Origin of the sequence: Marinoscillum sp. (assembly GCF_965229915.1) — a bacterium.
In the GTDB taxonomy this organism is placed as follows: domain Bacteria; phylum Bacteroidota; class Bacteroidia; order Cytophagales; family Cyclobacteriaceae; genus Marinoscillum.
Genome location: NZ_CBDDJZ010000001.1, coordinates 210,596 through 233,468, shown reverse-complemented (window position 1 = coordinate 233,468; position 22,873 = coordinate 210,596). Strand labels below are relative to the sequence as shown.

18 protein-coding genes are annotated in these 22,873 nt (G+C 43.0%); 12 read left to right on the top strand and 6 right to left on the bottom strand.

The features are described from left to right. Positions 1–5: 5 nt before the first annotated feature. Positions 6–2,696 carry a tail fiber domain-containing protein gene (locus ACO067_RS01005; protein WP_421869437.1) on the top strand — a complete coding sequence of 897 codons (2,691 nt, stop codon included), beginning with the start codon at positions 6–8 and terminating at the stop codon, positions 2,694–2,696. A 24-nt stretch (positions 2,697–2,720) separates the two neighbouring features. Next, positions 2,721–4,577 (top strand): hypothetical protein, encoded by a 1,857-nt coding sequence (locus ACO067_RS01000; RefSeq protein ID WP_421869434.1) that lies wholly within the window; start codon positions 2,721–2,723, stop codon positions 4,575–4,577. Positions 4,578–4,735: 158 nt separating this feature from the next. On the opposite strand, the gene ACO067_RS00995 is transcribed toward ACO067_RS01000, so the two are convergent. Then, the gene (locus ACO067_RS00995; protein ID WP_421869431.1) at positions 4,736–5,386 is read right to left on the bottom strand and encodes a DUF6503 family protein; all 651 of its coding nucleotides are present in this window, start codon (positions 5,384–5,386) and stop codon (positions 4,736–4,738) included. A gap of 54 nt (positions 5,387–5,440) precedes the next feature. Here ACO067_RS00995 and ACO067_RS00990 point away from each other — a divergent pair, with 54 nt between their 5' ends. Further along, entirely contained in the window at positions 5,441–6,100 is a 660-nt protein-coding gene (locus ACO067_RS00990; protein WP_421869428.1) for a TetR/AcrR family transcriptional regulator, read from the top strand. On the opposite strand, the gene ACO067_RS00985 is transcribed toward ACO067_RS00990, so the two are convergent. Further along, entirely contained in the window at positions 6,097–8,196 is a 2,100-nt protein-coding gene (locus tag ACO067_RS00985; protein WP_421869425.1) for a prolyl oligopeptidase family serine peptidase, read from the bottom strand. The two genes, ACO067_RS00990 and ACO067_RS00985, sit on opposite strands and share 4 nt — an antisense overlap. A 77-nt stretch (positions 8,197–8,273) precedes the next feature. On the opposite strand from ACO067_RS00985, the gene ACO067_RS00980 reads away from it, so the two are divergent. The 9 genes from ACO067_RS00980 to ACO067_RS00940 all read left to right on the top strand — a co-directional run bounded on the left by ACO067_RS00980 (position 8,274) and on the right by ACO067_RS00940 (position 17,201). Further along, positions 8,274–9,581, top strand: coding sequence for an ABC1 kinase family protein (locus ACO067_RS00980; RefSeq protein ID WP_421869422.1), 1,308 nt, complete (start codon positions 8,274–8,276; stop codon positions 9,579–9,581). A gap of 53 nt (positions 9,582–9,634) precedes the next feature. Continuing rightward, positions 9,635–10,078, top strand: a complete 444-nt coding sequence (locus tag ACO067_RS00975; protein ID WP_421869419.1) for a YybH family protein — start codon at positions 9,635–9,637, stop codon at positions 10,076–10,078. An 83-nt stretch (positions 10,079–10,161) separates the two neighbouring features. Then, positions 10,162–11,394 (top strand): parallel beta-helix domain-containing protein, encoded by a 1,233-nt coding sequence (locus ACO067_RS00970; protein ID WP_421869417.1) that lies wholly within the window; start codon positions 10,162–10,164, stop codon positions 11,392–11,394. Continuing rightward, entirely contained in the window at positions 11,391–12,473 is a 1,083-nt protein-coding gene (locus ACO067_RS00965; RefSeq protein ID WP_421869414.1) for an SO2930 family diheme c-type cytochrome, read from the top strand. The genes ACO067_RS00970 and ACO067_RS00965 overlap by 4 nt, the downstream gene beginning before the upstream one ends. A gap of 96 nt (positions 12,474–12,569) precedes the next feature. Continuing rightward, positions 12,570–13,127, top strand: a complete 558-nt coding sequence (locus ACO067_RS00960) for a YeeE/YedE family protein (RefSeq protein ID WP_421869411.1) — start codon at positions 12,570–12,572, stop codon at positions 13,125–13,127. Next, positions 13,124–13,540 carry a DUF6691 family protein gene (locus tag ACO067_RS00955; protein ID WP_421869409.1) on the top strand — a complete coding sequence of 139 codons (417 nt, stop codon included), beginning with the start codon at positions 13,124–13,126 and terminating at the stop codon, positions 13,538–13,540. Before ACO067_RS00960 ends, ACO067_RS00955 begins: the two co-directional genes overlap by 4 nt. A gap of 59 nt (positions 13,541–13,599) precedes the next feature. Further along, positions 13,600–14,529, top strand: coding sequence for an SDR family oxidoreductase (locus ACO067_RS00950; protein ID WP_421869406.1), 930 nt, complete (start codon positions 13,600–13,602; stop codon positions 14,527–14,529). A gap of 26 nt (positions 14,530–14,555) precedes the next feature. Beyond that, positions 14,556–16,346, top strand: coding sequence for a M2 family metallopeptidase (locus ACO067_RS00945; protein ID WP_421869403.1), 1,791 nt, complete (start codon positions 14,556–14,558; stop codon positions 16,344–16,346). An 87-nt stretch (positions 16,347–16,433) separates the two neighbouring features. Continuing rightward, entirely contained in the window at positions 16,434–17,201 is a 768-nt protein-coding gene (locus ACO067_RS00940; RefSeq protein WP_421869400.1) for a hypothetical protein, read from the top strand. A gap of 25 nt (positions 17,202–17,226) precedes the next feature. Here ACO067_RS00940 and ACO067_RS00935 read toward each other — a convergent pair whose 3' ends face one another. The 4 genes from ACO067_RS00935 to ACO067_RS00920 all read right to left on the bottom strand — a co-directional run bounded on the left by ACO067_RS00935 (position 17,227) and on the right by ACO067_RS00920 (position 22,858). After that, a complete protein-coding gene (locus ACO067_RS00935) occupies positions 17,227–19,626 on the bottom strand; it encodes an FtsX-like permease family protein (protein ID WP_421869397.1) in 2,400 nt (799 codons plus the stop codon). 119 nt (positions 19,627–19,745) lie between these two features. Continuing rightward, on the bottom strand, positions 19,746–20,132 hold the full coding sequence (locus ACO067_RS00930; protein WP_421869395.1) for a hypothetical protein: 387 nt from the start codon (positions 20,130–20,132) through the stop codon (positions 19,746–19,748). Positions 20,133–20,279: 147 nt separating this feature from the next. Next, positions 20,280–21,170 (bottom strand): 3-hydroxybutyryl-CoA dehydrogenase, encoded by an 891-nt coding sequence (locus ACO067_RS00925; RefSeq protein WP_421869392.1) that lies wholly within the window; start codon positions 21,168–21,170, stop codon positions 20,280–20,282. A gap of 80 nt (positions 21,171–21,250) precedes the next feature. Further along, complete coding sequence (locus ACO067_RS00920; protein WP_421869390.1) at positions 21,251–22,858, bottom strand: alpha-amylase family glycosyl hydrolase; 1,608 nt, start codon at positions 22,856–22,858, stop codon at positions 21,251–21,253. Positions 22,859–22,873 lie beyond the last annotated feature (15 nt).

The window sequence follows — 22,873 nt, the reverse complement described above, 5'->3', positions numbered from 1 at the left end:
TGAACATGATCATTAGAAGAGTACTTAGTATGATATTACTTTTCTGGGCTGTGATGGCTACTGCTCAGAAGATTCCATTTCAAGGTAAGCTTACCGAAAACGATGAGCCAGTAACTGGGTCCAGGTCGTTTACCTTCAGTATTCAATCAGTCGATTGGACCGAAACGCATGAGAGTGTTTCTGTTCTGGACGGCTTTTACAGTGTAGTTTTGGGAAGTGTCACACCAATTCCCGATTCGCTGTTTGATGATTCGGATGCTGTTCAGCTAGGAATCACTGTAGGAGAAACAGATCTTTCCCCCATAACCATCTATGCACCCATAGGCACCAGACGGGGCAGGTTCGTGATTAAAGAAACAACTGATACTACTACTATTGGACTTAATGTATATAACAACAGTACTGGCACCAGCTTTGGTACCGGATCGCGAATTGGAGCCTACATTGAAGCTGCTGGAGAAGGGTTAAACACGGGTGTTTTTGCTTACGCAGAAAATGGCCGAAGTATCAATAACCAATCAGAATTAACGGACCCACAGGCTTATGTAACAGGTCAGTTGTCCTCATTATATGGATATTCGGACGTAGGGGGCCGGGCCATGCAAGCGCAATATACCGCTGAAGGCCCAGGACCTGGAGTTGGTCTATCGGGTTATGCTGGTGGCGGAGGTGTCAATTGGGCAGTCTGGGGTAGAGCTAACTCCGGAGGTCAAGTGACCCCAGTAGATACACTGCAAGTCGGAGCCTATGTAGAGGCTTATGGACCTGGATCTGGAATGCATGTCGGAGTAAGAGGAATTGCTTCCGGTGAAAACGCCTCTCGAAACATCGGAGTGCATGGCTTGGCTTATAATGGAGCAAATGAAAACTGGGCTGGTTGGTTTGACGGTAATGTCAATGTAAACGGTGAGTTAATAGTGAATGGAGAAACTCTGGGTGGAATGAATCAGTTCATTGACAGCCTGCAGTCAAACGATGTGCAGGTGATGAGTCCATCAGGAAACCTCAAAGCGCACTTAAATTACTATGAACCTAACAATGCGGGTTCTCTGGTCTTGTATGGAGGTAGTGACACTACACGTACTGCGATTTTAGGATCCAGTGGAATCACAGGTGGTAATAGCGGTTTGCTTTATTTATATGATCAGTTTGATCAGTCGAAAGTACAACTGAGAGTAGATACATTACCAGGAGGCTCAGATGATTTTGGGGTATTGAGACTATTCAATGGTGACTACAGTAGCATGCTCTATTTAGATGGTAGTACCGGTTCGGGTACCTTCCCCGGAGACCTAAATGTTGGTGGAGATGTATTGATCAATGGACAGTCTATTTCACAAAATGATAGCATTGTCACAAAGGATATTCAATTGCTGGACTCTGCAGGAAGTATAAAGGCGCATCTCAATATTTTTGACAATACCAGCGCGGGAAGCCTGGTGCTTAATGGTGCCAATGATTCTACTAAAGTGATTTTAGGAAGTGCTGGAGGAGGATATGGCGGATTTCTTGGACTGTACGACTCTCTGAGGAACATTGGTGCTCAATTAAGAGTAACTAACAATGGGCGAGGTAATCTTTATACCTATAATGAAAGTCATGTGAACGTAGGCTGGTTCGGCGGCTATGATAATGATGGATTTGCTCAGTTGGTTAGTTATGATGATTCGGACTCATTGATGGGAGCCGTGTTGCTTGGATCTTTCATTGACGGTACGTCTCCTGAAGTTTATATTGAAGGAGCCGCTCAGCAAAACTTTGGTCTTGGAAGGTTTAGAGTTGCTCAGCTAGGAGACAATGCCAGTGAGCAAACAGGAATGTTGGAGGTTAATAGAACCAACGGTGGCGGACAAGCCGTAATGACCATCACCCAAGATCAGTCAGGTACTGATGCGGACGGTGCTTCTGGTGTATTGAATCTGTTTGGAGATTCCACTCCAAATATTTTCATGGGCTCCCAATCATGGGAGGATCATGATAGAGCTAATATCAACCTATATGGTACGAAAACGGATGGAGGTAGCTGGTACATGTCTGGGTCTGATTTTGGAGTAGCAAGAATATCCGATGGTACTCATGAATTTGGATTCTTAAACCTACATGACATTCAGGATGGTGTACAGATTAACACTGTTTCGGTCAATGGAAATCTCAACGAAACTGGGGGAGGAGGTCTTGAACTTAGAAACTCGGGTAATTCGACAACCATCACACTGGATGGTTCTAGTGGAAATATTGATGTGACTGGACAGGTGACAGCAGGAGGAGTGGCATTGACCTCTGATAAACGATATAAAAAAGAAATCAGTACCCTGTCTGGAGCTTTAGATAATACTCGCAAACTGCGAGGTACTTCCTATTACTGGAAAGATCCATCTAAAGGAACAGATCGTCAGATCGGAGTAATCGCACAGGAAGTAGAAGCAATCTACCCAGAGTTTGTGCACACCAATGAGGATGGATACAAGTCTGTAAACTACTCTCAAATGGTAGCGGTATTGATAGAAGCCGTGAAAGAGCTAGATGCCAAAGTATCAAGCTTGCAAAGTGAGAACTCCCAGTTAAAGGCGGCACTTGTATCCAAAAACGCTGATTCAGAAGAAATTGAGTCATTGAAATCTGAAATTGAATCAATCAAGAAGATGCTTATGCTCAATGTAGATGAGCAGTCTGGGAGAGTAAGTGACGACAGATAATTAATGATCGAAATTCATCATAAAATGAGAAGATTATTAACGATCATGTTTTGTATAGGTGTGGCGCATTGGTCCATTGGGCAGGAAGTGGCTAACACAGCGTACGTAGGGTCAATTGGTGGAGGTATTGCCACCGGAGGCTCGCTCACAACAATTGGGGTAATAGGAGATCCAGTAGCGAGTGACAACATCGCAGTTAGTGATACAGTCTCGAGCTATTCTGGGTTTATTCCAGGTAATTTCATCGTCCTATCCTTTGGTTTAGAGAAAGATTCTGCCGTTTTGGCAATTCTCTATGAAGCACTAGGTGGTGATGACTGGACCGATAATGGCGGATGGTTGGCAACAGATGATATTGAGTCCTGGACAGGAGTAACTCTTGATAACCAGCGAGTGGTAGGGTTGAGTTTACCGTCAAATAATCTGCAAAATAACTTACCAGACATTGTGAAAAATCTGGTGAAACTGGACAGTATCAATTTGGCTGATAATGATATCAGAAAGTTGCCAGATCTGACCACTTTACCAAACCTCACCAAACTGGTGGTGCGCGAGAATAGACTTGGATTTGAAAGTTTGATTAAGAACAAGTCCATTAGCGAATTTGACTATGCTCCTCAGAAGCGTATTGGGATCACAAAGAATGATACAGTCCCGGCAGACAGTAGCTTTGTGCTCACGGCTCAGATATCAGGAGCTGGCAACTTGTACCAATGGATTTTTGATGACCTTCCTGATCCTGAAGAAGCTGTAGAAGTTAGCGGAGCTAATACGACAAACCTTCCTTTGAGTAATCTCAACTATGAGAATATGGGAGCGTATAGGCTGAGAGCGACCAATCCGGACCTGCCTGGTTTGATATTGGAAACAAGGAATCAAAACATCTGGGCATCTACTGACGTGCAGGGAACGGTACTGGCTGATGAGAGTGGAACAGCTCTCGATGATGGGCAGGTGGAGATATATCGGATTTACGATGGTCCATTTGAGCTATCAGATAGTGCTCAGCTAGATGATCAGGGGTTTTATCAAATCAAGGATGTGGTGTTGGGGGATTTTATTCTTCTAGTGAGACATAATCCCGAATCCTTTCCTGATGTACAGCAGACTTATTATGTCAGTACTCCGGATTGGGTCAATGCAGATACCTTGTACCTGAGATCTGCAGCTTCCGATATTGATATAGCCATGGCATTGAAGCCAGACCCAACTCCTGATCCGAATGGTGCTGATGTCCAGGGTTCTGTGGAAGCTGATATTTCTGACACTCCTGATGAAGAAGATGGGCGCATAGATGCAAGAAGAAAAGTAAAGCGTGCAGCCTGTTCCATCAGAAGGTTTGTTCCTAAAGGTAGGGGCAATCAGGAAGAAGATGGTACTTATGAGCTGTATGCATATGTGGAATCCGATGATGATGGTAACTTCACGTTTACTGAAATAGAGGAGGGTCGATACCGGTTGAATATCGAATATCCTGGGGTGCCCATGGATGAAGATTCTGAGATCGAATTTGTAGTTGGAGGAGATGAGGAGAATCAACTGTTCCAGATATCAGCATTGGTAACTGATGAGGGAATTGTAGTGGAAACGAAAAAGGTTCTATGGACCATGAAGCCGTTTCTTAAAAATATCCGACTTTTTCCTAACCCAACAGCCGGTTTGATGCAAGCGGAATTCCAGGTATATCGAAAAATTGACGATTTGTTTGCCACAGTCAGGGACGTGAAAGGTTCCGTACTGATCAAAAAAGAATTACGTTCCACTATGGGCTATCAACAAGCTGAGTTTGATTTAACTCCTTATGAATCAGGAGTATACTTCCTGGAATTCAGTGATAGTTCTGGTTCATTTAGGCAGCAAGTGAAGTTGAGTAAGAAGTAATGCCTAACATTGGCAAAAATTGGTGAGTAGAAAAATACCATAAATAGGGTATTGAAGTCTCTAAGTGCATACTTTAACTTAGTATCATATTTCACAGAATACTTCTGTATCTGTTCACCGCTGGTTAAGAGCCTCCCTCATTTAAGGGGAGGCTTTTTTTATTCTATGGCTGTGAGCATGTCCTTTGCCAAATATGTTTCTCCCGGCAGCTCATACCATGTCCGGGTTTTTGGAAATTTTATTCCATCAGCTTCCAATTCCCCATCTAGAGTAATCAACTCACCACCTTCTTTGTAGTTGAACATAAACTGGTAGCCAACCAAGGCAAAGTTATTTTGGTCAATAAAATAACTCCAATTCTCCCGTTCATAATGGACTTCAATCACATAGACGGATCGTCCATGCCAATCTTCAATACTTTGAACTTCCGACTGCAGATTTGTGCCAGCATCCTGTAGCTTCATTGGCAATCCCCACAAATACAGGTAGTAATTACGGATAGTAGCTACTCTATCACAATCAGCTTCACCTGAGATCACGAAGCAAGAGTCCATGAGCATGCCATGCGACACATCATTACGCTCAAACAGAAACCTTCCAATTTGATTGTTGATTGAAAATCTGGTGAGACGGTCGCCTGCTTCGCGTTCTTCTGTTATGACCAGTTTTCCGATAAAACCGGACCAGTTGTCACCTGGGTCATGATAATTGATTGATTTGGTGATAATGTCTTCTGCTGTGAGTGATTGACTATAGACCAATGAAACAGAGAGCACAAGAAATAGGGTGGTTACGAAGATTATTTTCATAAAAAGTGATTTAAGCAACTAACTTTTTTCTAATTCAAGAGGTTAACAACGCATATGGAACAAACTGCTACTAAAAAACGAAAAAAGTCTGTGAATAAGACAGATTTTAAGAAAGCTTTCATTGAAGAAGTTCTTACTAAAGGTCAAAACCCAGCGTCTGTATTTGCATTTTCCAAAGACTTGAAGAGTACAGAGGCAGAGTTTTATCAGCATTTTAATTCTTTCAGATCGTTGGAGCGAAGCATCTGGAGCGATTGGCTAAAGGAAACAACAGACACCATAGAAGGAGATGCTGCTTATGCGGAGTATACCGTTCGTGAGAAGCTTCTTGCATTCTATTTTACCTGGTTAGAAGTGCTGAAAAACAACAGGAGCTTTGTACTGAAGCGTTTTGAAGAAATACCTAAACATGAGGTAAATCCTTACTTTTTAGAGCAGTTAAAGTCTGGTTTCGCTGAATACATCAAAGGACTGATCATCGAGGGAAAAGATACTAGTGAGATTGCTGAGCGACCTTTTACCAATCAGTATGAAAAAGGATTTTGGATCCATTTCTTATTTATCACACGCTTTTGGGCTAATGATGATAGTGCAGATTATGAACGTACTGATGCCGCCATCGAAAAGTCGGTGAATCTGGGGCTAGACCTTGTTGCAAAAGGTCCATTGGACTCTATGATTGATTTTGCCAAATTTATGTTTCAGCAGCGCTAGTCATTTTGAGAAAGAATGTACTCGTCAAGAAATCCCATGATGTAAGCATTTTCTATTAATTGATCTTCCATATTGTCTGGCCCGAAGTGGCCAGTTCCTTGTTTTGCCCAAAGAAGTATGGGGTTTTCCTGAGCAGCCAGATTTTGCATACGTGCAGCCATTTTATAGCTATGAAATGGAGATACTCGATCGTCTGATTGACCAGTGATAAAAAGAGATGGAGGATAGTCGGTTTGGAGTTCTAGCCGGTGGTAAGGAGAATAAGTCATCAGGTTATAAAATCCTACAGAATCAGTGACAGTCCCAAATTCGGAAATCCATTTGGGCCCTACTGTATAGTTTTCATAACGAAGCATATCCATCAATCCTGCATGGAAGACGCCAGCACCGAAAAGATCAGGGCGTTTAATCAGAGCACTTGCTGCCAGGAGTCCACCATGTGAAGCCCCAGTTACAGCTATTTTCTTTTTTGCTGTCAGATTTTCATCAATAAGATATTCGCTTACGGAAATGAGATCATTCACTCCATTGATCTTGTTGAGGTATTTGCCTTCATGCCACCAGTGATTACCTTTTTCTCCACCTCCACGCACATAGGCGTAAGCAAATATTCCACCTTGTTCTATAAAATAGATTGTGTTGGGATCATATCTGGGAGTGCTAATCACTCCAAATCCACCATAAGACTTAAGGAGAACTGGAGTTTTAGAATTGGGTTTAAGAGCTCCCTTATAGACGAGAAACACCGGAATTTCCACACTATCAGATTGGACCATTCGAACTTCATACTTGAAGTCCTGAAAATCATAATTAACACCAGTGCGCTCCACTACGTTATAGCTAAAATTCTGCCGGTTTAACCGACAGATCACTGGTGGGATTGTATAGGATTCTAGGTAAAAAAGAACCTCCTGATCGGCTTTTTGATAGCTTATTGAGCTCACAGTCACCCCAGACGGAAGTTTAGCCTTATTTAGTATGTTTCCTTCATAATCAATGGCTATCAAATACGGTTGATCGATTGCCTGGTAGCTTAAGATAATCTGGTCAGGAAGTATTTCATAATTTGTTAGGTAGGCACCCTCGATTGATGGTGAGATGGTTTTAAGGTTTCCCGGAGCTTTTTTATCGATGGATACCAGTTGTGTTTTGCCGCCCGATGCTGCTCGCATGATTAGTCGGTCGTTCTTGAAGTGAACGAATGTGAGTGAGAATCTAACCTTGTAAAAGAGTGGGCGAAAGGCTCGGATTTCCTCTCTTGGATCATAATAGAAATAGCTGTGTTGATGATCTATGCGGTTTTCAACTTCTAATACGTAGATCGTTTCATCGTAATTAGAGTAAAGGTTGAGCTCATCATCCGGATTGGGAGATTGGAAAATGAGGGAGTCTTCAGCTTGCTCAGTGAACAGCTGGTGGTAATAGATGGCAGGTTTTCCAAGCTTTTCAGTAATGGAAGAAGGAGGGTACCTTGTATAATAAAACCCGTTTCCACACCAATTGATGCCGCTGAAACGGACATCCTTTAGTGATTCAGTTGGAGAGCCTTGATTGGAGGTGCTGATGATTTGTATTTCGCGCCAGTCTGACCCATTTCGGTTAAATGAATAAGCCAGGTACTTATTGTTTTTGGATGGTGAAAACGATTGAAGAACTATTCTGTCTTTGTTGGAAATGTCACGTGGATCCACCAGTACTTTAAAATCATTGAATGTATTTTCCTTGTAATATATAGATGGGGTGCTGAACTGATTTTGGTAAAAAAACCGGTAATTCTCATTTCGGTTGTTGTCAAAGTTGATATTGTGGTGCGTATTCCATCTGATCTCCCGCACCATGTATTTGTTCATCAGGTTTTTTGAGTTGTGCTTATTGGCTATTTTCTTCAGGAATTTCTTAGTCAGTTCGCTCTGATTGGCCACCCATATTTTGACTTCTGGTCGGTCTACATCTTCCAGCCATCGATATTCATCAGTGATTTCTTTACCATAGTAGTTAGTGACAGTTGTCCGTTCGATGGTTGGTGGATAGTTTGGTTGTTGACCATGAGAAAGACCCGGAAACAAGACTGTCATTATAAGGACTAAATACCTCATTATAATCTTTAATATTTATATAAAAATATTTAACCTTTTTGTTCTACCGGATGTTCCAAGGTCAAGATTAAGAATTTATGAAAGAGCAAGGCAGAATCCCGGTAGGAAAAGTATCACGTGCAGCCCGTTTCGTCAAAACAGGGGCAAAAGTGGGGGGAAATTATATTAAGCATTATGGTCGCAAACTGAAAGATCGGAATAGTAGCCGCGATCAGTTAGATCAGGACAACGCAGAAGATATTTATGACTCACTCAGCGAGCTAAAAGGAAGTGCGCTTAAAGTAGCTCAAATGCTGGCAATGGATAAAAACCTACTTCCTACGGCTTATCAAGATCGATTTGCGATGGGACAGTACAGTGCTCCGCCGCTTTCATATCCTTTGGTGGTCAAGACTTTCCAGAAATACTTCGGCGACAACCCTTCCAATATCTTTGATAGTTTTTCTAAGAATGCAGCCAACGCAGCATCCATTGGACAAGTACACAAGGCGGAAAAGGATGGTAAAACACTTGCTGTAAAGGTGCAGTACCCTGGAGTGGCTGAGAGTGTAAAGTCAGATTTGAAACTGGTAAAACCATTTGCCCTGCGCTTGTTCGGGTTGAATGAAAAGGAACTGGATCAATACATGGATGAGGTAGAGGGGAAGCTTCTAGAAGAAACTGACTATGAACTAGAGGTTCATCGATCAAAGAAAATAAGCCTTGCTTGTAAACATATTGAAAACCTGGTTTTTCCAGAGTACTATGAAGAGCTATCTGCTCCAAGAGTAATAACCATGGATTGGTTGGAGGGAGCTCATGTGAAGGAGTTTTTAGCGACTAATCCAAGTCAGGAGGTTAAGAACCAGATAGGTCAGGCTATGTGGGACTTTTATCATCATCAAATTCACAACCTCAAGGAGGTGCATGCAGACCCGCATCCTGGTAATTTCATGATGCGCTCAGATGGTACTTTGGGGATCATAGATTTTGGATGTGTTAAAGAGATTCCTGAAGATTTTTACAATGCTTATTTCCGCCTGATGAGTAAGGATCTGATTGCGAATGACGAGGAGCTATTGCCCATATTGTATCGCCTTAATTTCATTTATGAAGATGACACTGAAGCCGAAAAGAGGCTGTATATCTCCATATTCAAAGAGATGACGATGCTGCTAGGAAAACCATTCCATGTGGAGGAATTCGACTTTGCTGACGACACCTATTTCCAGCAAATCTACGATTTGAGTGAGCGACTTGGTAACATGAAGGAGCTTCGAAACTCTAAACACCCCAGAGGTTCGAGGCATGGTTTGTATATCAATAGAACCTATTTCGGGTTGTATCAACTGCTGAATATGCTCAACGCAAAAGTGGTAACTACCAAACCCGACTGGTTAAAGTGAAGAGGAGTAATGTCCAGGAATGTGTACCTTTAGACAGATCAAAACTCAAAATCATGAAAAAAGCACTTCTTGGTATAGTACTATTTTGTGTGTGTCCAAGACTATATGCACAGCAGACCAAAACGGACCTCAATCAAATTCGGGATAACATCACTTCCTTTTCCAAATATTACATGAATAAGGAATACGATAGTCTGGCTCTTTCCTACACGGAGGATGCTATGATTCTCCCACCAGGAGCTGATCTGATCAAAGGTAGAGAAGCCATCAAACAGCGATGGATATTACCAGATGGGGTGGATGTCCTGCTGCATAAAGTAACACCTGATACCATCGAGATTGTAGGGTTGACTGCCTATGATATTGGGTACTACGAAGGCAAAACCAAACGCAAAGATGGCAGCATTTCTGAATGGAAAGGTAAGTACCTGATCGTCTGGAAAAAAGTTGATGATCTATGGAAGATTTATGCCGATGCCTGGAATAGGGTCGACTGATTTCTGGGATATATAAAGGCAAAAACCAGTAGTCATTAGTCCCGGCCAAATCCCATTTCTGAAAGTTTAATTATCTTATGGGGATGAAAACAACATTCCCATTTTTTGTAGCTCTATTGGTGATGGTATCGTGTTCTTCACCGACGATAGAGGAGAAAGGAACCGATTGGAAATCTATAGAGCGTGATTTGCAAGCTCAGCTCATTACGGCAGGCGATAGTACTACCATAGACCTCCCAGAAGGCCACTTTATGTTTACACGATCACTTTTAGTGGATGGTAATAAACATCTGATTATTAGAGGGAAAGGTATCGATAAGACAATTCTTTCCTTCGAGATGCAAGAAGAGGGTGCTGAAGGGTTAAAAATTGCTAATGGAGTTAGCATTACCGTTGAAAATTTCACAATTGAGAACGCAAAGGGTGATAACATCAAGGTGACTGATACGGATGGTATTACCTTCCGAAACATTAAATCTCAATGGACTGGGGAGCCTAAGGAAGAGAATGGTGCTTATGCCTTTTATCCCGTATTGTGTAAAAATGTGCTGGTTGAAAACTGTGTGGCCATTGGGGCATCTGATGCGGGGATTTATGTGGGTCAGTCTGATAGTGTGATCGTCCGAAACAACGAAGCGTACTTCAATGTAGCAGGTATAGAAAGTGAGAACTCCAGATGGGTGGAAGTGTATAATAATTATGCACATGATAACACTGGTGGCATCCTGGTTTTTGACATGCCGGGTCTCACTCAGACAGGACATACAACTCGTGTTTTCAACAACAAAATGATCAGCAACAATTTCCGAAATTTCGCTCCTGCTGGAAATGTAGTTGCTACGGTTCCACCTGGTACCGGCTTGATGTTGCTAGCTACCAGAACCATTGAGATTTTTGGAAATGAGATGATTGATAACCGAACAGCTGGTGTGGCGATAGCTAGCTATAAACTGGTGGAAGCGATGGCAACAAGTGAAGAAACACAACTGAATGATAACATCGAAAAGTCCAAAGTGGATGACGCCTATGATCCTTATCCCACGGACATATTTATTCACAATAATCGCTTCCAAAACAAGCACTGGTTTCCTACCACTAGCAATGATTTTGGGTTGCTTTTTATGTACAAATTTCCACTAAACACTCCGGATATCGTTTGGGATGGAATCATCAGTAAGGAGGTACCATTCAGTATGTGTATCAAAGAATCAGCTGTTAAATTCGCTAACCTGGATGCGGCTAATGAGTTCGAAAATTTGAACAAGAATCTGGAGCCTTACACTTGCGAAGGCCGGCAATTGGATCCAATATTATGAGAAGTGGTTTTGGCGTCATATTGATTTTATCCTATCTGGTTTATGGATGCTCGAATCCGAAGAAGCCAGTTGAAATTGAACAGTTAAGTTTGAAAGGATCTGCTAAGCTGGATGTTCCTGAAACGCTTTCAGAGTGGAAGCTATTTGAGGAGCCTTTGAACCAACTCAATCCGGTTGCTGGTGTCATACCTTATGATTTAAATTCTCCGCTTTTCACAGATTATGCCTTAAAGGCTCGATTTATCAAAGTACCTGAGGGAATGCAAGCCGTCTACAACCATTCTGAGGTTTTGGAATTTGCAGAAGGGACCATTCTCATCAAGAATTTCTACTATGACTTAGACCAAACCAACGAGGAAAAAGATCAAAAACTGATTGAGACCCGCTTATTGATTCATGAGAAGCAGGGGTGGAATGCGCTGACTTATGTATGGAATGACTCACAAACAGATGCCACATTAGAAATAGCAGGCAAAACTGTCCCAGTAACCTGGGTTAATGAAGACGGAGTCTTGAAAAATGTCAAGTACTCGGTTCCTAACCTGGTGCAATGTAAGAGTTGTCATGAGCGCTCTGCCAGAATGAGCCCAATAGGCCCGTCCGCAAGACAATTGAATAAAAGCTTTGATTATGAGGACGGGGCAGCGAATCAATTAATCAAATGGCATCAACTATCCATACTTGACTCTCTACCTGCTCATAACTCACTACCAAAACTGGCTCAATGGGACAACCCACAATCCGGTACATTGGATGAGCGCGCTAGAGCATGGCTGGAAATCAACTGTGCGCACTGCCATAGAGCAGAAGGGCCAGCCAAGAATACTGGATTACATTTACTAGCCTCAGAAAAAGATCCCTACAGATATGGGGTGAACAAACCACCTATAGCCGCCGGTCGTGGTTCAGGAGGTTTGACGTATGGCATTGTGCCCGGTAAACCAGATCAGTCCATTATAGTCCACCGCATTGAGTCATTAGATCCAGGAGTGATGATGCCAGAGCTAGGTCGGAGAATGGAGCATGAAGAAGGAGTGGAGCTGATTCGCGAATGGATTACCAAGATGAGTGCTTTGTAAGCTAGATGACCTAAGATTCTATTTTATTCGTCGATTTATTGATCAAAACTGACTGTTTGCGTGTTATACTCGCCGTAGTAATCAAATAGATAGCGAATGGATTGGTTAAAAGCGCCCTGGCCGTGGTACATAGCTGGACCGATGATCACTTTGGTGATGGTCACCATGTTCTTTTTTGGAAAAACGTTTGGCATCTCATCAACCCTTAAGACTGTATGCTCTATCGGTGGAGCAGGCAAGTTCAGTGAGTTTTTCAGATATGACTGGAAGTCTACGGTTTGGAACTTGTTCTTTGTGGCAGGATGTATCATTGGTGGATACATAGCCTCAGTATACATGTCTCCGGATCAGGCCATCGATCTGAATCCAGAAACCATTGCCTCGCTTCAGGAAGTAGGAATATTAAACCCCGGAGCAGAATACCTCCCAACCAACATCTTTAACTGGGAAAACTTGCTAACGGTGCAAGGTTTGGTTTTCATGGTCTTAGGAGGAATCCTTGTTGGCTTTGGTACACGCTATGCCGATGGCTGCACATCTGGTCATGCCATCACTGGGTTGAGCAATCTGCAATGGCCATCGTTGGTGGCGGTGATTGGGTTTTTCATAGGAGGTCTTATGGTGACACATTTTATCCTTCCAGTGATCCTATGAACAAGTTGAAGTTTTTAATATCGGGAATTGTATTTGGCATCATTCTTACCAAAGCTGAGGTGATCTCATGGTTCAGGATTTATGAAATGTTTCGTTTCGAATCCTTCCACATGTATGGCGTGATTGGCTCAGCGGTTTTGTTGGGAGTAGTTGCTATTCAAATTATCAAGTACTTCAAGCTCAAGGATGTGGACGGTAATCCGATAGTTATTCCGGCAAAACAAAAGAGATTTTGGCCGCCGTTAATTGGTGGAACCATCTTTGGATTGGGATGGGCTCTCACCGGGGCATGTCCGGGGCCTATCTACATCATTATTGGTAATGGGTTTTTGGTATTTTCCGTCGTATTTCTTTCAGCAGTTATGGGTACTTTCCTCTATGGTCTGGTGATGAACAAGCTTCCTCAGAAGTAAATTCCGCCTATCTGGCTTCATTCATTTTTGGTATCTTTCACCCTTAATCCAAAAATGATATGACATATACACAAGGCATGCTCCGCGAAGGTGCTCTGAAAGGAAAAACCATAGTTGTTACGGGTGGTGGTACCGGGTTGGGCCGATCCATGGGTACTTATTTTTCCGAATTGGGTGCCAATCTGGTTATTACAAGTAGGAAACTCGATGTGTTGAAAGAAACGGCCGAAGAAATCTCCAATCAAACTGGAAGTCCCGTTTTACCACTAGCATGTGACGTACGCGACTATGAACAGGTTGAGCAAGTTATCAAAGACACCAAATCTCAATTTGGGAAAATAGATGTCTTGCTCAATAATGCAGCTGGTAATTTCATCAGCCCAACCGAACGACTTTCGCATAGGGCATTTGATACCGTGGTGGATATCGTTTTGAAAGGCTCTTATAATTTCACACTGGCAGTGGGTAAAGATTGGATTGAGGAAAAACATCCTGGAAACATCCTGAGTATCGTGACCACTTATGCCTGGACCGGATCAGGTTACGTGGTGCCTTCAGCCTGTGCCAAAGCTGGAGTGCTGTCTATGACCCGATCACTGGCCGTGGAATGGGCCAAATATGGGATTCGTGCCAATGCTATTGCCCCGGGTCCATTTCCAACCAAGGGTGCCTGGGATCGTCTGCTGCCTGGGGATTTAAAAAAGAAATTCGATCCAGCTACCAAGGTGCCCGTTGGTAGGGTAGGTGAGCACCAAGAGTTGGCCAATCTGGCCGCTTACCTGGTCTCTGATTTTTCGGCTTATGTCAATGGTGAAGTGATTACCATCGATGGAGGTGAATGGCTCAAGGGAGCTGGAGAGATGAACCAATTGGATCAAGTACCGGAGGAACTATGGGACGCCATGGAAATGTCTCGAAAAGGCGGATCTAAGCTCAAAATGATGCTAACATATTTTAATGGAATGAGAAAACTTAAATTTCGCAAATAACCAACTGAACTGATAACGACAAACTCATGAACAAATCAATTTTTATCCCAATTATAGCCTTGATAGTAATTGGATGTGGACCTACCCCTAAAGAAGAGGCTCAGACGTTTATTGATGATTACACATCGGAGTTCATTGACCTCTATTACGCTTCAGCCAAAGCAGAGTGGATGGCCAACACCAGGATCATCCCTGGGGATACAACCAATTCTTCTGCGGTCCAACAAGCCAATGAGGCACTTGCTGCATTCACAGGTAGTGAAGCCAATATCAATAGTATTAAGTCATTAATGAAAAAACAGGCTGAATTGGAGCCGCTGCAGATACGTCAGCTTGAGACGATGCTTTATGCTGCGGCCAACAATCCGGCCATTATTCCAGAAGTCGTGTCGGCCAGAATTAAGGCCGAGTCAGCACAAACAGAGCAACTCTTTGGTTTTGATTTCCAAATAGATGGTGAGTCTGTTACCACTAACGAGATTGACGGGATACTGAATTCAGAGACTGATATAGATAAAAGGTTGACAGCATGGGAGGCCAGTAAGGAAGTAGGTAAAGAGCTAAAAGATGGTTTGGCAAACCTGCAGCAGCTCAGAAATAAAACGGTACAAGCACTAGGCTATGACAACTACTTCGCCTATCAGGTATCAGAGTACGGTATGACTACAGATGAAATGATCGCTACTTGTGATCAACTCGTGAAGGACATCTGGCCACTATATCGGGAGCTGCATACCTATGCACGTTATGAATTAGCAAAAAAATACAATGCCGAAGTACCTGAAATGCTCCCTGCTCATTGGCTTCCTAACCGTTGGGGTCAGGACTGGTCCGAGATGGTAGAGGTAGAAGGTATTGATCTCAATGACGTTTTGGAGCAGAAGGGTCCAAAATGGCTGGTAGAACAAGCCGAACGCTTTTATATCAGTTTAGGCCTAAGTCCTTTGCCCAATAGTTTTTATGAATTGAGTAGCTTGTATCCCTTGCCTGAGGATGTTACTTATAAGAAAAACAACCACGCTTCTGCTTGGCACATGAATCTGCAGGAAGACGTCAGATGTTTGATGAGTGTTGAACCCAATGCCAGCTGGTATGAAACGACGCATCATGAGTTGGGCCATGTCTATTACTATCTGGAGTACACCAACCCAGAAGTGCCGCCGCTACTTCGTGGAGGGGCCAATCGTGCTTTTCATGAAGCAGTTGGCAGTATGATGGGACTTGCTGCAATGCAGCAACCATTTCTGGAAGGAATTGGACTTGTGCCAGCTGGGACGGAAACAGACCAGACACAGGCTTTGCTAAAAGAAGCTTTGAATTACATTGTGTTTATTCCGTTCTCTGCAGGGGTGATGACACAGTTTGAAAACGAACTGTATGCCAACGACCTTTCACCGGAAGCATATAATAAGACCTGGTGGGAACTGGCGGCTAAGTATCAAGGGATGGTTCCTCCATCCGAGCGAGGTGAAGAGTTTACCGATGCAGCTTCCAAAACTCACATTAATAATGATGCAGCACAGTATTATGATTATGCCTTGTCTTATGCTATACTGTTCCAGTTGCATGATCACATTGCCACCAATATTCTGAATGCTGATCCACGGGCTACTGACTATTATGGTAATAAAGAAGTAGGGAAATTCTTGCATGAACTGCTATCGGTGGGAGCCACCAAAGACTGGAGACAATTACTGCAAGAGACCACAGGAGAAGGGATTAGTGCCAAGGCGATGCTGAAGTACTTTGATCCATTGATGGAATATCTCAAGGCCGAAAATCAAGGTCGAGAATGCACGCTACCTGAATCAATTTAAGTAATACATGCCTCCTGAGATTTCAGGAGGCATTTTTGGCTATATTGAGTAGGTGAAACATTTTCACTTAACAATCTTTATGCTACAATGATGAAACTTCGGTATTTGTCTATTTGTCTGCTGCTGATCATTCTGAGTGGATGTGAAGATGAAGGTTTCCAGCCACCTACTTGTATACTCGAGGAGATTGAGTTTGATTCTAATAATCGATACCGGTTTGAAACCATTTCTGGTGGTACGATATACCGTCAGATTCAGGAGTATGTCACTAATGACAGAACCGAAACATTAGCGTCATTTCAGTTTCAGTATTTTAAGGATTCGTTAGTTATACTTGATCAACTCAACCCAGGTAAATATCCCTACCTAAGGGCCAAATATGAAGATGGCCGGTTAAAAGAAGTTGTTCGACACTTTCCACTTTCAGATGTTTTGGTCACACATTTTTTTATTTACAATGAAGACCATTTTCGAGTAGATATGTACCGCCTGGCAAGTACTGGAGATTACTCATACATAGCCTATGGTATCTACTACACGGACGAATCGGGAAATATTACCAGGCAAGAAAGCTATCTCAGTCAGATTGAAAATCCCGACTCCTTCGTCAGATCAGAAGACCGCTATTTCCTTTATGACTTGGCCAAAAGTCCTCTTCAGGGATTGTTTTTGCCATTTTTCTCTAGTTTCAGTTTACCTGGACCGGAGTTCTTTTCTCCCAACAACATCGTGGCAGATCAAATAGATAACACACGCAGAGAGTTCCAGTATCAGTACGGGGCCAATGGCAGTACCCTTGCACAAATCGGCACATCCGGAGCAGCCATCCGGTACCGATATCTAAACTGCAACTAGCAGCCACACATACCTAACGAGACACTTATTCGTCTCGCAAGGATTTCACTGGGTTCATCATCGCAGCAGAGATTGACTTATAACTTACGGCCAACACTGCAATCACCAAAGCACCAACCCCAGCTAATAGATAGATACTCAAATTACCAAAGCTCATCAGGTCAATGCGGTATTGGAAGTCACTGATCCACCTATCAGTAAACAGGTAAGCTACTGGCCAGGCAATGATATTGGCCAAAAGAATCAACAGCACGAACTCTCGCATGAGCAATTTGACAATCTGGGAGATAGATGAGCCTAGAACCTTCCTGACCCCAATTTCCTTTTTGCGCTGCTCTACCATGAAAAAGGAAAGCCCAAACAAACCAAGACCCGAAAGCACAATCGATAGCCAGGTAAACGTACCTACCAGTTTGCCAAACTGTTCGTCGGAGGCAAAAATCTGATCAAATTCCTGGTCAAAAAACTGGTAATCAAGAGGATAATTCGGATAAGTACTTGCCCATGAGTCTTGAATGAAATCGACTGTTTCCCTGGTGTTTCCTGCTGCCAGTTTAATATTGAGATTACTATTTGGTCCTGGGTTGTAAAAAATCATCAATGGTTCAATCTTGTGACGCATACTGGTAAAGTGAAAGTCTTTGATCACACCGATCACTGTTCTGGTAGTGTTGTTACCAAATACGAGTTTCTTTCCGACGGCCTCATCCCAGCCTAAGGACTCCATCATGGCTTCATTGATAATGATTGATTCTTGTTGATCTGATCCGTAGCTTGGGTCATAGTTTCTGCCATTTGCGAGCTCTATGCCCATGGTTTCCAGATAATCTTCATTCATCGACATTACTGACACTATCCAGGGATCTTCCTCTGCTCTACCTTCGAGATTCACACCGGATCTACCAAAAGTACTTCCAGGCATATTGTTGGAATAGGAGACCGAAAGGATGTTTGGGTTTCCCTCGAGCTGCTGTTTGAAATTCTCTAGTTTGGAGGTAAGTCCCTGGTCACCGGTGTTGATGTTAATGACTTGATCTTTGTTAAAACCAAGACTTTTGTTTTTGATAAAATCAATTTGGCGTGCTACAAATAGGGTAGTGCAGATCATACCAATAGCAGCGATGAACTGCATCACCACCAGACTTTTTCTCAGCCAAATACCCCTTGAGCTTGTCTGAAATCTTCCACGCAGGATATTCACCGACTTTATGCTTGACAAAATAAATGACGGATAAATACCGGCAATCAAACCAATGAGAATACCTGTTACAATAAAGCCTGATGTGAGTTCTGGATAAGTGAACAGCAGATCAGTACTGTCAAATCCAATGTTGAATACTGAGAGCTTTGTCAAAGCAGCAATCAAGACAAGTGAAATAGCCATAGAGATGACTGATAGCACGACTGATTCGGTCATGTGCTGGGCGATCAGCTGACCTTTAGTGCTTCCAACTACCTTTCTTACCCCTACTTCTTTTGCTCGTGTAGTGGACTGTGCTGTTGTGAGATTGATAAAGTTGAATGCTGCAATGAGCAGTACAAAAAGTGCTACACCAGATAGCGCATAGACATACACCTTATCACCTTTATTGATATGGTAATAGTCGAAAATAATGCCGGAAGATCCGAGATGAATTTCTTCCAGAGGCTGCAGCTGCGGTATCCAAAAGTCATTGACGTCATTAGCCAGCGCCAGATCACTCAGCTTCTTCTCCACTTCTGTTTCGCTGGCTCCTTCAGACAGCACGGCATATCCAATCATCCCCAGACCACCCCAGCCATTTAGATACTGCGCCAAGGAAGAGTCAGACTGAGCGGGGTAGAGGGACATCATCACATCAAAACCGAGGTGAGAATTACCATCTATTTGGTCCATTAACCCGACTACTTCCCAGGAGTCCTCATCGATGGTTAAAAGTTCACCAATTGGATTGCTGTTCTTTCCAAATACCTTGTCTGTATAGTCTCTGCTGAGGATAAGTTTATGGGGTTGATTGAATTTTTCAAGGGTCTCCTCTCTGTTGGTGATTGGGAGGTCAAAAATCTCAAAAAAGTCATTCTCGACATAGAGTGCATGTTCTGAATAATATCCCTGATCACCACGTTCCATTCGCTGCTCCCCAGCATAAAGAACTCTAGAGGCCAGTTCGATTTCTGGAATATTCTCCTCTGCCGCTTCTGGCATCATGGGGTTAGTGATGGCCACCATATTGCTAGACACACCCAGCGCTTCATCAATAGTTGCAAACCGATAGGTACGTGCTGATTTATCATGCCAACGATCATAGGAGAGCTCGTTGTAGACGTATAGGGATAGGACAATAAATGTACTGAATCCAAGTACAAGTCCTACCGTGTTGATGGTAGTAGACAGTGTGTTTTTACGAAAGTTGCGGAGAGCAACGAGTAGAAAAGTCCTGAACATGTTCGTTTGAGTTTGATTGATCAGGTAGAATGTACGAATACACAGAATCCAGGTCAATCTCGCTTACAAGAAAGGAGTTTCAGAAGGATGAAGGGTAGTTGTTTGACAAATTTTAACAGTCAAAGTTGTTTTCCGGTGGCTTTCCTCAGTTCCTTGACAGTGAGGGTGGATATCAATAAAAAAGGAAGACTAGAACCTAAAATCAACCAGTGAGGCCCAATAATGCCAATTATGAAGATGAATAACATTAGAATACCAATTGATCCGATACCGGAATAAACGAGGAATTTCCTTGGTCGTGAACTGACTAGGGTGATAAGTAAAAGGACCTGACCAAAAAGTGGTAGGAGTGTCATCGGGTGTGCTGCTGATAGTGGATCATTGGCTAGTTTGACCAATATTTCCATTTCTAGTTGTATAAGCAGTCCACCCTGATCTGCACCCCACTCTAGATAGCCTACCAGAGAACTCAATAATGTCAGAAGTGTTAATAGTTTGATCTTCAAAGCATGCTACTCAATTAGGAGCAAAAGATAAGAACAATCGGATGTATGTTACAAAGAAGGAGGCTGTCTCAAAAGATTTCAAGTGCACTGGCTACCATCTAGCAAGCTCAGCCTGACACAGTCAATTCTTTTAAGACAGCCTCTTGGTTACTTTTTAAACATTTCACTGACTACCAGGTCTTTAGACCCTGGTGTGTACTTGTAAAAGCCTTCTCCGGTTTTTACACCTTTATATCCTGCAGTCACCATGTTTACCAGTAATGGGCATGGAGCATATTTAGGGTTTCCAAACCCTTCATGTAGCACATTGAGAATGGATAAGCATACATCCAGGCCTATAAAGTCTGCTAGCTGCAGAGGACCCATGGGGTGAGCCATTCCAAGTTTCATCACTGTGTCGATTTCTTCCACACCAGCCACTCCTTCAAACAAGCTGTAAATGGCTTCATTGATCATAGGCATCAAGATCCGATTGGCTACAAAACCCGGATAGTCATTCACTTCAACAGGGATTTTGCTCAGCTTTTTAGAAGCCTCCATTACCTTGGCTGTTGTCTCATCTGTGGTGGCATACCCTCTGATTACCTCTATCAGTTTCATCACCGGCACCGGGTTCATGAAGTGCATGCCAATCACCTGGCCAGGACGTTTCGTTTCTGCGGCTATTTTGGTAATGGAGATGGAGGAAGTGTTGGTAGCGAGAATGGCCTTTGCTGGAGCATTCTCATCCATGGTGTGGAAAATCTGTTTTTTAATTTCAAAATTCTCCGTCGCTGCTTCTATTACCAGATCGGCGTTTTTAACACCAGTGGCTACATCCGTTTGTGTGGTGATATTGCCCAGGGCTGCTTTCTTATCTTCTGCTGTGATTTTTTCTTTGGCCACTTGTCGGTCCAGGTTTTTCTCAATGGTTGCAAGACCCTTTTCAAGTGCTTTTTCGGATATGTCGATCAAAGTTACCTGATGTCCAAATTGAGCAAATACGTGAGCTATGCCATTGCCCATCGTTCCTGATCCAATTACTGAAATGTTGTTCATTTGATTGTTTGTTGTTTTAAGAGTACTATCAGCTACAACTCATAGTTCTCTTGTTGGTTTATTTGGGTTTTACTCTTGGGTTATTTCGAAAGAATAACGCTTTGATATGGTGGCAAATCTAACCCATCTTTTGGTTCATCCTTCAAATCAAATGTGGATAAGACTGGTCTGATGAAACCACCCGGAGCTGCCATTCTTTTCACATCAGCTGACAAGTTATGTATCACCAATAGTTCCTTACCATTGTGTCGGCGTATGAAACCCATCAATTCATCGTCTGAAAGGTCTTTGGGCTCAGCAGTGCCGTAGGTCATTATTTCAGATTTTCTTCTGAAATGAATTAGGTTTCGATAGTGGTGATACATAGATGAAGAATCTTTCATTTGCTCATCGAGAGGAATAACACTCTCAGGAGTGGAGTATTCTGCTTCAATCCAGGTAGTCTGTCCAGAATCAGCTTCGGCTGACCAAAGGAAAGGTTCTCTGATTTGCTCGTCGGGTTTCATTCCGCGCATGCCGATTTCTTCTCCGTAGTACAAATAGGGAGCTCCAGGCAATGTCAATAGGATAGAGGCTGCCAGTCGGGCTTTTTGCTCATCATTATCCAGAAAAGACATGGTTCTGTTTTGGTCGTGGTTTGTCAGAAAGGTTGTATTGACAAATTCAGGATTTACCGCATGAAAGGCTTCCATACTCTCATTGTACATTCCAATAGGAGAGCCCTGATCCACTTTCCAGGCACTTTCATGGATGGAGGCAGATACCACTTGTTCGTTTTTTACTGTTTCCAGAACGGTAAATGCCAGATCAAAATTGAATAATCCCGTAAATCCAACGGCGAATGGTTGCTGGGTGTCCAGATCTGCCCAAACCTCACCTACCAGGTACACGTCAGGGTTATAAGATTCCATTTTCTGTTTGAACTCCGCCCAGAAGGCGTGGTTGTCTTCCGCCCGATAGTCTGGATAAATGTGCTTGGCAGCATCTAGTCTAAACCCGTCTACACCTACATCCTGCAGCCAGAACTTGCCGACATTGTAGACTTCCTCTCTTACCTCAGGGTTGTCATAATTAAGGTCAGGCATGCCACTCCAGAAAAACGCATAATAAAGCTCTTCCTGATCCTCTACTTCATTCCACTGATGGGTGTTGTCACTATCTCCGGTAGCCTCTTTTTCTAATTTTCCTTCTGCTTCTATCTCTTCCATATCAGCCCACACAAAATAATCTCTGTATTTGCTGTTGGGGTCCTGTGCTGCTTTGAACCATGGGTGCTCACTAGAGCAATGATTGATCACCATGTCCATGACCACTTTGATATCTCGCTTGTGTGCTTCAGCTACAAACACCTTGAATTGATCCATGGTGCCATAGTCTGGATGCACTCCGTAGTAGTCGGTGACGTCATATTTGTGATAGGTTGGTGAAGGGTTGATAGGCATGAGCCAGATAGCTTCTATGCCTAAATCCTGCAGGTAGTCCAGCTTGGTGGTCATTCCCTCAAAGTCACCAATTCCATCTCCATTGCTGTCATAAAATGACTGAACGAAAATTTCATAAGTGACTGCATGCGGCCACCTTACCGGTAGTTTCTCAGGAGCTTCTGCCATATCAGCTTCAGGTTTCTTTTGGTTACACCCGACTACAATCAGAGCCAGTGTAGTGAATAGGGGTAGGTATTTCATCATTTTTGTTAGCGGTTT